Origin of the sequence: Pseudomonas sp. MF6747 (assembly GCF_963890955.1) — a bacterium.
Taxonomy (GTDB): domain Bacteria; phylum Pseudomonadota; class Gammaproteobacteria; order Pseudomonadales; family Pseudomonadaceae; genus Aquipseudomonas.
Genome location: NZ_CAWPSZ010000003.1, coordinates 103131 through 115449 on the forward strand (window position 1 = coordinate 103131; position 12319 = coordinate 115449).

The following is a 12319-nucleotide window of genomic DNA, read 5'->3' on the forward strand; positions in this document are numbered from 1 at the left end:
AATGACCGACTATAAAGCCACGCTAAACCTTCCGGACACCGCCTTCCCAATGAAGGCCGGCCTGCCACAGCGCGAACCGCAGATCCTGCAGCGCTGGGACAGTATTGGCCTGTACGGAAAGTTGCGCGAAATTGGCAAGGATCGTCCGAAATTCGTCCTGCACGACGGCCCTCCTTATGCCAACGGCACGATTCATATCGGTCATGCGCTGAACAAAATTCTCAAGGACATGATCCTGCGCTCCAAAACCCTGTCGGGTTTCGACGCACCTTATGTTCCGGGCTGGGACTGCCACGGCCTGCCGATCGAGCACAAAGTCGAAGTGACCTACGGCAAGAACCTGGGCGCGGATAAAACCCGCGAACTGTGCCGTGCCTACGCCACCGAGCAGATCGAAGGGCAGAAGTCCGAATTCATCCGCCTGGGCGTATTGGGCGAGTGGGACAACCCCTACAAAACCATGAACTTCAAGAACGAGGCCGGGGAAATCCGCGCCTTGGCCGAAATCGTCAAGGGCGGTTTCGTGTTCAAGGGCCTTAAGCCCGTGAACTGGTGCTTCGACTGCGGTTCGGCCCTGGCCGAAGCGGAAGTCGAGTACGAAGAGAAGAAGTCGTCGACCATCGACGTGGCCTTCCCGATTGCCGACGACGCCAAGCTGGCCGAGGCCTTTGGCCTGGCGAGTCTGAGCAAGCCGGCTGCCATCGTAATCTGGACCACCACCCCGTGGACCATCCCGGCCAACCAGGCGCTCAACGTGCACCCGGAATTCACCTACGCCCTGGTGGACGTCGGTGATCGCCTGCTGGTGCTCGCTGAAGAAATGGTCGAAGCCTGCCTGGCGCGTTACGAGCTGCAAGGTGCGGTGATCGCCACCACCACTGGCACATCGCTGGAATTGATCAACTTCCGTCACCCGTTCTACGACCGCCTGTCGCCGGTGTACCTGGCTGACTACGTTGAGCTGGGTTCGGGTACGGGCGTGGTTCACTGCTCGCCCGCTTATGGCGTGGACGACTTCGTTATCTGCAAGAAGTACGGCATGGTCAACGATGACATCATCAACCCGGTGCAGAGCAATGGCGTGTACGCGTCGTCGCTGGAGTTCTTCGGCGGCCAGTTCATCTTCAAGGCCGACCAGCCGATCATCGACAAGCTGCGTGAAGTCGGTGCGCTGATGCAAACCGAGACCATCAAGCACAGCTACATGCATTGCTGGCGTCACAAGAGCCCGCTGATCTACCGCGCCACCGCGCAGTGGTTCATCGGCATGGACAAAGAGCCGGTCAGCGGCGACACCCTGCGTGTGCGCTCGCTCAAAGCCATCGAAGACACCAAGTTCGTCCCGGCCTGGGGCCAGGCGCGCCTGCACTCGATGATCGCCAACCGCCCGGACTGGTGCATCTCCCGCCAGCGTAACTGGGGCGTGCCGATTCCGTTCTTCCTCAACAAGGAAAGCGGCGAGCTGCACCCACGTACCGTCGAACTGATGGAAGAAGTCGCCCTGCGTGTTGAGCAGGAAGGCATCGAGGCCTGGTTCAAGCTGGACGCCGCCGAGCTGCTGGGCGATGAAGCGCCACAGTACGACAAGATCAGCGACACCCTCGACGTGTGGTTTGACTCCGGCACCACCCACTGGCACGTACTGCGCGGCTCGCACCCGATGGGCCACGAGACCGGCCCGCGTGCCGACCTGTACCTGGAAGGTTCGGACCAACACCGCGGCTGGTTTCACTCCTCCTTGTTGACCGGCTGCGCCATCGACAACCACGCGCCATACCGCGAACTGTTGACCCACGGCTTCACCGTCGACGAGACGGGCCGCAAGATGTCCAAGTCGCTGAAAAACGTGATCGAGCCGAAAAAGATCAATGAAACCTTGGGCGCCGACATCATGCGTCTGTGGGTAGCGTCGACCGATTATTCGGGCGAAATCGCCGTGTCGGATCAGATCCTGGCCCGTAGCGCCGATGCCTACCGCCGTATCCGTAATACCGCACGCTTCCTGCTGTCGAACCTGACCGGTTTCAACCCGGCTACCGACATCCTGCCGGCCGAGGACATGCTCGCCCTGGACCGTTGGGCCGTGGACCGTACCCTGTTGCTGCAGCGTGAGCTGCAGGAAAACTACGGCGAATACCGCTTCTGGAACGTGTACTCCAAGATCCACAACTTCTGCGTGCAGGAGCTGGGTGGTTTCTACCTCGACATCATCAAGGACCGCCAGTACACCACCGGCGCCAACAGCAAGGCACGCCGTTCGGCGCAGACCGCGCTGTACCACATCTCTGAAGCGCTGGTGCGCTGGATCGCGCCGATCCTGGCCTTCACCGCCGACGAGCTGTGGGAATACCTGCCGGGTGAGCGTAACGAATCGGTAATGCTCAACACCTGGTACGAAGGCTTGACCGAACTGCCGGCCGACTTCGAACTCGGCCGCGAGTACTGGGAAGGCGTGATGGCCGTCAAAGTGGCAGTGAACAAGGAGCTGGAAGTTCAGCGTGCGGCCAAGGCCGTCGGTGGCAACCTGCAAGCCGAAGTCACCCTGTTTGCCGAGGAAGGCCTGAGCGCCGACCTGGCCAAGCTGAGCAACGAACTGCGCTTTGTGCTGATCACCTCGACTGCCAGCCTGGCACCGTTTGCTCAGGCACCTGCAGACGCTGTGGCCACCGAAGTACCGGGCCTCAAGCTCAAAGTGGTCAAGTCGGCCTTCCCTAAGTGCGCCCGTTGCTGGCACTGCCGTGAAGACGTTGGCGTGAACCCTGAGCATCCGGAAATCTGCGGTCGTTGCGTCGACAACATCAGCGGTGCTGGCGAGGTTCGCCACTATGCCTAACACCAGCCGTTTCGGACGTCTGGGCTGGCTCGTACTGAGCGTGCTGGTGCTGGTCATTGACCAGCTCAGCAAGGCTCACTTCGAAGGCGCCTTGCAGATGTACCAGCAAATCGTGGTCATCCCTGACTACTTCAGCTGGACCCTGGCCTACAACACCGGCGCTGCCTTCAGCTTCCTCGCTGACAGCTCCGGCTGGCAGCGCTGGCTGTTCGCGTTGATCGCAGTAGTGGTCAGTGCAGTCTTGGTGGTCTGGCTTAAGCGCCTGGGTCGCGATGACACCTGGCTCGCCATCGCCCTGGCCCTGGTGCTGGGCGGCGCGCTGGGCAACCTGTACGACCGCATTGCCCTGGGCCATGTGATCGACTTTATCCTGGTGCATTGGCAGAACCGCTGGTATTTCCCGGCGTTCAACTTTGCCGACAGCGCCATCACCGTCGGTGCGATCATGCTGGCGTTGGACATGTTCAAAAGCAAGAAAACCGGAGAGACCGTCAATGACTGATCAGGTATTGGCTGAGCAACGCATCGGCCAGAACACGGAAGTCACTTTGCACTTTGCACTGCGCCTGGAGAATGGCGACACGGTCGACAGCACGTTCGACAAAGCCCCGGCGACCTTCAAGGTCGGCGACGGCAACCTGCTGCCGGGCTTTGAAGCGGCGCTGTTCGGTTTCAAGGCCGGCGACAAGCGTACCCTGCAGATCCTGCCGGAAAACGCCTTTGGCCAGCCCAACCCGCAAAACGTGCAGATCATCCCGCGTTCGCAGTTCCAGGACATGGACCTGTCGGAAGGCCTGTTGGTGATCTTCAATGATGCGGCCAATACCGAGCTGCCTGGAGTGGTGAAAACCTTCGATGACGCGCAAGTGACCATCGACTTTAACCACCCGTTGGCCGGTAAAACCTTGACGTTTGACGTTGAAATCATCGACGTTAAAGCGCTCTGATCAACGACGCTGGCTCCTCGGGGGCTGGCTTATGTGGGAGCTGGCTTGCCTGCGATAGCATCACCTCGGTGTACGTGATACACCCGGTCGTCTGCATCGCGGGCAAGCCCGGCTGCCACAGGGGCTCACTCTCGTAGAGTTGAGTTGATCCTATTTCTTGCCCTGCAAGACACGAGGCACAGCATGCAAATCAAACTCGCCAACCCCCGTGGCTTTTGCGCCGGTGTGGACCGCGCGATCGAAATCGTCAATCGCGCTCTGGAAGTCTTCGGGCCGCCGATTTACGTGCGTCATGAAGTCGTCCACAACAAATTTGTGGTTGAAGACCTGCGCGCACGCGGTGCCATCTTTGTCGAAGAGCTCGAGCAGGTGCCGGACGACGTTATCGTCATCTTCAGCGCGCACGGTGTTTCCCAGGCCGTGCGTACTGAGGCTGCCGGCCGCGGCCTTAAGGTATTCGACGCCACCTGCCCCCTGGTGACCAAGGTGCACATCGAAGTCGCGCGCTACAGCCGTGACGGCCGTGAATGCATCCTGATCGGCCATGCCGGCCACCCGGAAGTCGAAGGCACCATGGGCCAGTACGACGCCAGCAATGGCGGCGCCATTTACCTGGTCGAAGACGAAAAGGACGTTGCCAACTTGCAGGTGCAAAACCCTGAACGGCTGGCCTTTGTCACGCAGACCACCTTGTCGATGGACGATACCAGCCGTGTAATCGATGCCTTGCGCACGCGATTCCCGGCCATCGGTGGTCCGCGCAAAGACGATATCTGCTATGCCACACAAAACCGTCAAGATGCGGTCAAGCAACTGGCCGATGAGTGCGACGTCGTGCTGGTGGTCGGCAGCCCCAACAGTTCCAACTCCAACCGCTTGCGCGAACTGGCCGAGCGCATGGCCACGCCGGCCTACCTGATCGACGGCGCTGAAGACATGCAGCGCAGCTGGTTCGACGGTGTCGAGCGTATCGGCATTACCGCGGGCGCGTCGGCTCCGGAAGTACTGGTGCGCGGTGTGATCCAGCAATTGCAGGCATGGGGTGCCACCGGTGCCGATGAATTGGCTGGTCGTGAAGAGAACATCACGTTCTCCATGCCCAAGGAGCTGCGGGTTCGCTCGCTGCTGTGAGTGCCAAGGTGCCGGAGTCTTTCCGGCATAACGCCTGCTCAGTGGTGTCACTGCGCAGGCTGATGCGCCCGCTGGGGGCAAGGACCACCTGAAACAGGCTTTGCGCCTGATCCGCGTCGCACACGTGCACCGTGCCTGCACGGAACCCTCCTGCTGAAAAAATCGGCTCGCCCAATCCGCTGAAGCGGACCTCGCTTTTCACGGGCCCATTGCCAACAATCGCTACGTGCCCGCTGTCCTGTCGTTCCAGCAGCACCGGATTGTTCTCGTCCAGGTGGCCGCGTCCGCTTGCGTCCAGTATTACTCGCCATCCCTGGCTCCAGTTTTCATCCCGCGCGTGAATGATCACCGCACGATTGCGTGTAATGGCCTCGGTGCGCGCATAACGCATGCCGCTGGCCAAGGCCTGCGCAGCTGTTTGTCGTTGCTGCGACTCAAGCAAGCCTTTGAAACCGGGTACTGCGAGATTTGCCAGGATACCGCTCAGCAACAGGCTCAGCAGAAGCTCGACCAGGGTGAATCCGCGTTGCGTCATGTGTTGTCCCTCCATGGACGGGTTCACTGTTTCAGGTGACAGGCATAGGTATAGCCGCCCGTTCCTGGCGTGGAGTGGTGGCCTTTATGTCCAAAGTATTTCCCTTTGTTCCGGCGGCAGCGCCAGCCGAAAACCGACGCTAGTCTTGGGCCGCACAGCAGGTTTTTCCTGCTTTTCTCCGGCCTTCGACAGGGATGACGACGGTGATGCTTGTTTGTCCGCACATTAAATTTGCCTGCGTCTTACCTCGCCACCAATCCGGTATGACGCTGATCGAGGTGCTGGTGGCCGTGCTGATTCTTGCGGTCGGGTTGCTGGGCGCGGCGGTCATCCAGCTCAACGCACTTAAATACACCGACAGCTCAAGGATGATCAGCCAGGCCAGTTTCATTGCCTACGACATGCTGGACCGGGTTCGCGCCAACTCGGGCGCCGACTATTCATGGAGCCGAACCGAAGGCGCACCGCTCGGTACGGCCAGCGCCAGCGTGCGTGACCTGGACCTGCATGACTTCGAAGCGAATATCGTCGGGTTTGCCGGAGCGAGTGCAAAAGGCTCCGTCGTGGTCAGTGGCAGCGAGGTGACCGTCAGTATCAGTTGGGACGACGCCAGGGGCGCGAACCGCAGCGGCGCTCGGGAAACCTTTACCCTTACCAGTCGCATTGCCGGCGAGTCTGGGGTCGCGCAATGAATCGCTTTGCACGAGGATTCAGCCTGGTGGAGTTGTTGCTGGCGCTGTCCGTCGGGTTGGTGCTGATACTCGGGGTCAGCCAAGTCGTCATCAGTGTTCGAACCACCCACGCCAGCCAGCAGGCAGCCATGTTGCTGCAGGATGATGCGCGGTTTGTGCTGGGCAAGATGACTCAGGATATTCGCCAGGCGGGTGTGTTTGGCTGCCTGGCGACGGCCGCTATCGATAATGCGCCGGCGGCCTTTGATCGACCGATCGGCTGGAGCACCTCGGGCAGCGCGAAGTCACTGACGTTAGTCACCGCGGATGCAAGTGGAGAGGGTGGCAGGCCAGACTGGACGGTACTTTCCGACTGCATGACCACGGCCCAGGCTTATGCGGGCAACTCGCCGACGCCCGCGCCAGGCCAGACCCGGTTTGCGATACGCCAGCTCACCTACACCTTTGAAGCGGGCCAACTGAAGGTCAGTACACCGGCTGCGCCGGCCAAGGCGGTTCTGGTGGATAACGTAGAGGCGTTCGACCTCAGTTTCGGTGTGGCAGCCAAGCCCGGCTCGGCTCGCGTTGTGCGCTATGACCCCACCCCGGCCGACGAATCGCTGATACGCAGCGTGCGTATCCGGATGACGCTGAGAGACCCGTCGGGGCGCGTTCAGGATCAGGCCTACAGCGTCGTGGCAGCGCTGCGCAACAGGTTGGAGTAGAGCGATCATGCGCAGTTGTCACGGCTTCCATCCACGGCAGACGGGCATGGTCCTCTTGATCAGTCTGGTGTTTTTGCTGGTGTTGTCACTGATTGGCTTGGCCTCGATGCAAGGGGCTGTGTCCCAGCAAAGGATTGCCGCCGGCGTCTGGCATCGCAATCAATCCTTTCAAAGTGCCGAAAGCGGTCTGAGGTTGGGGGAATCCATGGTCCGGCGTGCGGGTTCGGCGTTGCCGTTATGTCAGTCGATCAGCGCCTGCGCACCGCCACAGGCGTCTTTTGCTGTGGTTGGCGCCGGGCAGCGTTCTGTTTCAGCGGTCACTTGGGTTGCCTTGAAGGGCGGCGTGTATGGCATTCAAGCGTTGGGGCAGGGCACAGGGCTGGCGGGTTTACCTCCGTACACATCTGCCAGGTTATACCGGGTGACGGCGGTGGGCGTCAGTGGCCAATCGCGCACCGTTCTGGAGACGGTATATGCGCAGGTCAACGAAGAAGCAGGGTCGAGATTTCGTCGGATTTTATGGCGGCAACTTCAATAAGGAGCGTATCAATGGGCAAGGATTGCCACGGTTTTACCCTGATCGAGTTGTTGATCGCTGTAGCGATCATCGCATCTCTGGCCGGGATCGCTTATCCGGCGTATACCGGCCATGTAAAAAAAGCCTATCGCGCAGAAATCGTTGCGTTGTTATCCGAGCAAGTCCATTACCTGGAACGCTTTTACACGCGCAACGGTACTTTTATTGATGCAAACGGCGTCAGTGCGGGCAATGATCGCTATAGAATCGGCGCTGCATTGAACCCTCAGGACTTCACCCTGGTGGCCACGCCTGCCGTTGGCTCAGTCATGGCAGGTGACCCTTGTGCTGAATTCAGCCTGACCAGCTCCGGCGTGCGCAGCAACCCGGGCGCGGCACCTGGAATGTCGCGCAAGGCATGCTGGGGGCAATGATGAGAGTGCTGGATGAGTGGGCGCCGGGTGCGCTTTTCCCTTTTTATCGGCTGGATCAAATGATGGCTAAGCAACAGCAAGTGGTGATTGTCGGTGGCGGAGTAATCGGGTTGTTGACGGCGTTCAACCTGGCCACCCAAGGGCAGTCCGTCATACTGCTGGAGCGCTCCGGGCTTGGCCAGGAGTCCTCCTGGGCGGGCGGCGGGATCGTGTCGCCGTTGTACCCGTGGCGCTATAGCCCTGCGGTCACTGCACTGGCGCATTGGTCCCAGGATTTTTATCCGCAATTGGCCGAACGTCTGTTTGCGGCCACGGGTGTTGATCCAGAGGTTCACACCACGGGCCTGTACTGGCTGGACCTGGAAGACGAGGCCCAGGCGTTGGCCTGGGCTGCCCGCGAGGGGCGGCCGCTGAGCAAAGTGGATGTGTCGGCTGCGCACGATGCGGTGCCGGTACTGGGCGGCGGGTATTCCCAGGCAATCTATATGGCGGACGTGGCCAATGTTCGCAACCCGCGCCTGGTCAAATCCCTCAAGGCGGCGCTGTTGGCGCTACCCGGTGTGACCCTTCATGAGCAGTGCGAAGTACAGGGTTTTGTACTTGAAGGCGAAGCCGTAGTGGGCGTGAATACCGCTGCGGGACCGATCCTTGGCGACCAGATAGTGTTGGCTGCGGGTGCCTGGAGCGGCGAGTTGCTCGGCAAATTGGGCTTGGCGCTGCCGGTAGAACCGGTCAAAGGCCAAATGATTTTGTACAAATGCGCCTCGAATTTCCTCTCGAGCATGGTTCTGGCCAAAGGGCGTTATGCGATCCCACGGCGTGATGGGCACATTCTGATCGGGAGCACGCTTGAACACGAAGGATTCGACAAGACCCCGACCGACTCGGCGCTGGAAAGCCTCAAGGCTTCGGCGGTGGAGTTGATTCCAGCCCTGGCGGACGCCGAGGTCGTGGGGCATTGGGCCGGTTTGCGGCCCGGCTCACCGGAAGGTATCCCTTATATCGGTGAAGTCCCTGGCTTCAAAGGGTTGTGGCTCAATTGCGGGCACTACCGCAATGGCTTGGTGCTTGCCCCGGCATCCTGCCAGTTGTTTGCCGACTTGTTGCTGGGGCGTACGCCGATCATTGACCCGGCCCCTTATGCGCCCGCAGGTCGAATCAACGCTGGATAGACTTCGGCCCTTGTTCCAGGTGTGGCTGACTGCAATACCACTCCTGGCGTGAACTCAGCGCGCGATCCTGCGGCAAGTGCACGCCGCAGTGGGCGCAGCGCACCATCAGGGCTGCGTCCGGCTCGCTGGCACGTTGCTGCCTGGCGGCCGGGCTTTTGAATTTGCGCCAGAACCATACCGCGGCAGCAATGACGGCAATCCAGAACAGTAGACGAAGCATGATGGGCAGTTTCTCGACAAGGAATGCGCCAGTTTAGCCAAGGTCGTGGCAGGCGCACAGCGCAATAACGCCGGGTAATAAAAAAGGAGCCTCGAAAGGCTCCTTCTTGATGACGCTGAGTGTAATCAGTCGAATACGCCGAACGTCATGTAGCTGAACCACGAACGATCTTCGTTGTTGCCAAGGGCCTGCGGCTCTTGCTCTTCGATCACATCGCCATTCTCGTCATGCGGCTTGAGCTCCGAAGGAATCGCTTCCTTGGCGTCCTGGAACTGCTTGATCACGTCCTGGTTGGCGCGGGTTTCGCCCGGCGGCAAGGGTGGACGGGAGCTGATCAGGCCCAGGGTGTACTTGCTCAGCCACGAGCGGTTGTCCGTTTCGGCAACCCGCGGCACAAACTGGCCGTCTTTCAAGCTTGGCGAGTCTGGGTAGTTGAGCTTCAGGGTTTCCAGGCTGGTGGCTGCCAATGCATCCAGGTGCAATGCCTGGTAAGCCTCGGTCATCACCGCCAGGCCATCACCCACGGAAGGGGTTTCCTGGAAGTTTTCTACTACATAGCGACCGCGGTTGGCGGCAGCCACGTATGCCTGACGGGTCAGGTAGTAGTCAGCCACGTGAATCTCGTAGGACGCCAGCAGGTTGCGCAGGTAGATCATGCGCTGCTTGGCATCCGGCGCGTAGCGGCTGTTTGGGTAGCGGCTGGTCAGCTGGGCAAACTCGTTGTACGAGTCGCGGGCAGCGCCGGGGTCACGCTTGGTCATGTCCAGCGGCAGGAAGCGCGCCAGCAGGCCCACGTCCTGGTCGAACGAGGTCAGGCCCTTCATGTAGTAGGCGTAGTCCACGTTCGGGTGCTGCGGGTGCAGGCGGATAAAACGCTCGGCGGCGGACTTGGCAGCTTCCGGCTCGGCGTTTTTGTAGTTGGCGTAGATCAGCTCGAGCTGTGCCTGGTCGGCGTAGCGCCCGAACGGATAGCGCGACTCCAGGGCCTTCAGCTTGGCTGTGGCACTGGTGTAGCTATTATTGTCCAAGTCTTTTTGAGCTAATTGATACAGCTCGACTTCGCTCAGGTTTTCGTCGACGACTTCCTTTGTTGACGAGCAAGCAGCAGTCATGGCGAGGATGGCGATCAGCAGCAGGTGTTTCACTTGCATGGCGGCTTGCGTCCCTATGACGGCCGCTGTCTTGGGCGGGGCCGTCCTGTTATGATGAGCGCCCCGTTGAAAGCCTCGGGGCAAAAGACGCCGTATTTAACCACAAGCGCGCAGCCGAAACCAAAGGCTGTGCCACGCCTAGTCTGAGCATGTCCGATAAAATTGAACTTCGCGCAGAGGTGCCGTCCGAATTGGGCGGCCAACGCCTCGATCAAGTCGCCGCACAATTATTCGCTGAGCACTCGCGCTCGCGCCTTTCCGCCTGGATCAAAGACGGCCGCCTGACTGTGGATGGAGCGGTTATCCGCCCGCGAGACATAGTCCATGGCGGTGCGATTCTTGAGCTGACTGCCGAGCAGGAAGCACAGGGAGAATGGGTCGCCCAAGACATCGAGCTGGACATCGTCTATGAAGACGACGACATCCTGGTCATCAATAAACCCGCAGGCCTGGTGGTTCACCCGGCCGCCGGGCACGCTGATGGCACCTTGCTCAATGCCTTGCTGCACCACGTGCCGGACATCATCAATGTCCCGCGCTGCGGCATCGTGCACCGCCTGGACAAGGACACCACCGGCTTGATGGTGGTGGCCAAGACCATCCAGGCCCAGACGCAGCTGGTCACACAGTTGCAGAGCCGTAGCGTCAGCCGCATCTACGAGTGCATTGTGATTGGCGTGGTGGTGGCGGGTGGCAAGATCAACGCCCCTATCGGTCGCCACGGCCAGCAGCGCCAGCGTATGGCGGTAATGGAAGGCGGCAAGCAGGCCGTCAGCCACTACCGTGTGCTGGAGCGTTTCCGGTCCCACACTCACGTGCGGGTCAAGCTGGAAACCGGTCGTACGCACCAGATTCGCGTACACATGGCGCACATTAACTTCCCGTTGGTCGGAGATCCGGCCTACGGCGGTCGCTTCCGTATTCCGCCGGCGGCGAGTCAGACCATGGTTGAATCGCTGAAATCCTTCCCGCGTCAGGCGCTGCATGCACGTTTCCTGGAGCTTGATCATCCGACGAGCGGTAAGCGGATGAGCTGGGAATCGCCTCTTCCAGACGATCTGGTCTGGTTGTTGTCGTTGCTCAAGCAGGATCGCGAGGCGTTTATCGGATGAATGACTGGCTGATTCCTGACTGGCCAGCGCCGGCTCAGGTTAAAGCCTGCGTCACCACCCGTGCGGGCGGCGTCAGTCTGGCGCCGTTCGACAGCCTCAACCTGGGCGACCATGTCGAGGACAACCTTGAAGCCGTCCTTGAGAATCGCCGTCGTCTGACCGACGCCTTTGATATTCAGCCTGTTTGGCTGCGCCAAGTCCACGGCGTGACCGTGGTCGAGGCTGACCCCTCGCGCATCGCCGAAGCCGATGGCAGTTGGACCAGCACGCCTGGTATCGCCTGCACATCCATGACTGCCGATTGTTTGCCCGCGTTGTTCTGCAACCGCGCCGGTACTCGCGTGGCGGCCGCCCATGCCGGTTGGCGTGGGCTGGCAGCGGGTGTGCTTGAAGCCGCTTTCGAAAGCCTGGGCTGCGAGCCAGCCGATGTGTTGGTCTGGCTGGGCCCTGCCATTGGCCCACAAGCCTTTGAAGTCGGCCCGGAAGTGCGCGAAACCTTCATGCAGCAACTGCCGATCACCGCTGAAGCCTTCGTGCCAAGCCACAACCCCGGCAAGTACATGGCTGACATTTACCAGTTGGCGCGTCTGCGGCTCGCCGCGCGTGGAATTACCGCTGTTTATGGTGGCGGTTATTGCACCGTGACTGACCCGCGCTTCTTTTCTTACCGTCGCAGCCCCCGCACGGGTCGATTTGCCTCCCTTATCTGGCTTGAGCGCTAGACTCTCTTGACTTGGATCAATGCTGATCCACATCAACGATAACCCGCTTGAATCTTGCAGAATCTACCCCATCTATAGGGGTATCTGGCAGGTTTCTTCATTCAGGATGCGTTACTCGCGAGCAAGCTCGCTCGCAAATAGCTCCGGCC

The 12319-nt window shown here is 60.4% G+C and carries 14 protein-coding genes; 11 read left to right on the forward strand and 3 right to left on the reverse strand.

What is annotated here, in order from left to right:
* Nucleotide 1 precedes the first annotated feature (1 nt).
* The 4 genes from ileS to ispH all read left to right on the forward strand — a co-directional run bounded on the left by ileS (nt 2) and on the right by ispH (nt 4911).
* Nucleotides 2-2833 carry an isoleucine--tRNA ligase gene (ileS, locus tag AACW30_RS04165; RefSeq protein WP_200624343.1) on the forward strand — a complete coding sequence of 944 codons (2832 nt, stop codon included), beginning with the start codon at nt 2-4 and terminating at the stop codon, nt 2831-2833.
* Nucleotides 2826-3335, forward strand: coding sequence for a signal peptidase II (lspA, locus tag AACW30_RS04170; RefSeq protein ID WP_106578588.1), 510 nt, complete (start codon nt 2826-2828; stop codon nt 3333-3335). The genes ileS and lspA overlap by 8 nt, the downstream gene beginning before the upstream one ends.
* 7 nt (nt 3336-3342) lie before the next feature.
* Nucleotides 3343-3780, forward strand: a complete 438-nt coding sequence (gene fkpB, locus AACW30_RS04175; protein WP_010213263.1) for an FKBP-type peptidyl-prolyl cis-trans isomerase — start codon at nt 3343-3345, stop codon at nt 3778-3780.
* A 183-nt stretch (nt 3781-3963) separates the two neighbouring features.
* A complete protein-coding gene (gene ispH, locus AACW30_RS04180; protein ID WP_106578589.1) occupies nt 3964-4911 on the forward strand; it encodes a 4-hydroxy-3-methylbut-2-enyl diphosphate reductase in 948 nt (315 codons plus the stop codon).
* On the opposite strand, the gene AACW30_RS04185 is transcribed toward ispH, so the two are convergent.
* Nucleotides 4865-5446, reverse strand: coding sequence for a GspH/FimT family pseudopilin (locus AACW30_RS04185; protein WP_179678213.1), 582 nt, complete (start codon nt 5444-5446; stop codon nt 4865-4867). The two genes, ispH and AACW30_RS04185, sit on opposite strands and share 47 nt — an antisense overlap.
* Before the next feature lie 206 nt (nt 5447-5652).
* Between AACW30_RS04185 and pilV the strand changes: the two genes are divergently transcribed.
* From pilV to thiO, 5 genes are all read left to right on the forward strand, one after another.
* Entirely contained in the window at nt 5653-6138 is a 486-nt protein-coding gene (gene pilV, locus AACW30_RS04190) for a type IV pilus modification protein PilV (protein WP_106578591.1), read from the forward strand.
* Nucleotides 6135-6842: a PilW family protein gene (locus AACW30_RS04195; protein WP_119736514.1), complete on the forward strand. Its 708-nt coding sequence runs from the start codon at nt 6135-6137 to the stop codon at nt 6840-6842. The genes pilV and AACW30_RS04195 overlap by 4 nt, the downstream gene beginning before the upstream one ends.
* Before the next feature lie 46 nt (nt 6843-6888).
* Complete coding sequence (locus AACW30_RS04200) at nt 6889-7380, forward strand: pilus assembly PilX family protein (RefSeq protein WP_179606293.1); 492 nt, start codon at nt 6889-6891, stop codon at nt 7378-7380.
* Nucleotides 7381-7391: 11 nt separating this feature from the next.
* A complete protein-coding gene (locus AACW30_RS04205; RefSeq protein WP_179606295.1) occupies nt 7392-7793 on the forward strand; it encodes a type IV pilin protein in 402 nt (133 codons plus the stop codon).
* Nucleotides 7794-7855: 62 nt separating this feature from the next.
* Complete coding sequence (gene thiO / locus AACW30_RS04210) at nt 7856-8965, forward strand: glycine oxidase ThiO (protein WP_200624344.1); 1110 nt, start codon at nt 7856-7858, stop codon at nt 8963-8965.
* Here the strand turns inward: thiO and AACW30_RS04215 are convergent.
* On the reverse strand, nt 8952-9185 hold the full coding sequence (locus AACW30_RS04215; protein WP_119736520.1) for a PP0621 family protein: 234 nt from the start codon (nt 9183-9185) through the stop codon (nt 8952-8954). The genes thiO and AACW30_RS04215 overlap by 14 nt on opposite strands.
* A 125-nt stretch (nt 9186-9310) precedes the next feature.
* Entirely contained in the window at nt 9311-10336 is a 1026-nt protein-coding gene (locus AACW30_RS04220; protein WP_106578596.1) for an outer membrane protein assembly factor BamD, read from the reverse strand.
* Between the two features lie 149 nt (nt 10337-10485).
* Here AACW30_RS04220 and rluD point away from each other — a divergent pair, with 149 nt between their 5' ends.
* Together rluD and pgeF are read left to right on the forward strand one after the other, a co-directional pair.
* A complete protein-coding gene (gene rluD, locus AACW30_RS04225; protein ID WP_005784662.1) occupies nt 10486-11448 on the forward strand; it encodes a 23S rRNA pseudouridine(1911/1915/1917) synthase RluD in 963 nt (320 codons plus the stop codon).
* On the forward strand, nt 11445-12170 hold the full coding sequence (gene pgeF, locus AACW30_RS04230) for a peptidoglycan editing factor PgeF (RefSeq protein WP_200624345.1): 726 nt from the start codon (nt 11445-11447) through the stop codon (nt 12168-12170). The genes rluD and pgeF overlap by 4 nt, the downstream gene beginning before the upstream one ends.
* Nucleotides 12171-12319 lie beyond the last annotated feature (149 nt).

Bases quoted from the DNA above. Each gene is read 5' to 3' on its own strand.
- ileS (WP_200624343.1), top strand. From the start codon at position 2: ATGACCGACTATAAAGCCACGCTAAACCTTCCGGACACCGCCTTCCCA.
- lspA (WP_106578588.1), top strand. From the start codon at position 2,826: ATGCCTAACACCAGCCGTTTCGGACGTCTGGGCTGGCTCGTACTGAGC.
- ispH (WP_106578589.1), top strand. From the start codon at position 3,964: ATGCAAATCAAACTCGCCAACCCCCGTGGCTTTTGCGCCGGTGTGGAC.
- AACW30_RS04185 (WP_179678213.1), bottom strand. From the start codon at position 5,446: ATGACGCAACGCGGATTCACCCTGGTCGAGCTTCTGCTGAGCCTGTTG.
- pilV (WP_106578591.1), top strand. From the start codon at position 5,653: ATGCTTGTTTGTCCGCACATTAAATTTGCCTGCGTCTTACCTCGCCAC.
- AACW30_RS04195 (WP_119736514.1), top strand. From the start codon at position 6,135: ATGAATCGCTTTGCACGAGGATTCAGCCTGGTGGAGTTGTTGCTGGCG.
- AACW30_RS04200 (WP_179606293.1), top strand. From the start codon at position 6,889: ATGGTCCTCTTGATCAGTCTGGTGTTTTTGCTGGTGTTGTCACTGATT.
- AACW30_RS04205 (WP_179606295.1), top strand. From the start codon at position 7,392: ATGGGCAAGGATTGCCACGGTTTTACCCTGATCGAGTTGTTGATCGCT.
- thiO (WP_200624344.1), top strand. From the start codon at position 7,856: ATGGCTAAGCAACAGCAAGTGGTGATTGTCGGTGGCGGAGTAATCGGG.
- AACW30_RS04215 (WP_119736520.1), bottom strand. From the start codon at position 9,185: ATGCTTCGTCTACTGTTCTGGATTGCCGTCATTGCTGCCGCGGTATGG.
- AACW30_RS04220 (WP_106578596.1), bottom strand. From the start codon at position 10,336: ATGCAAGTGAAACACCTGCTGCTGATCGCCATCCTCGCCATGACTGCT.
- rluD (WP_005784662.1), top strand. From the start codon at position 10,486: ATGTCCGATAAAATTGAACTTCGCGCAGAGGTGCCGTCCGAATTGGGC.
- pgeF (WP_200624345.1), top strand. From the start codon at position 11,445: ATGAATGACTGGCTGATTCCTGACTGGCCAGCGCCGGCTCAGGTTAAA.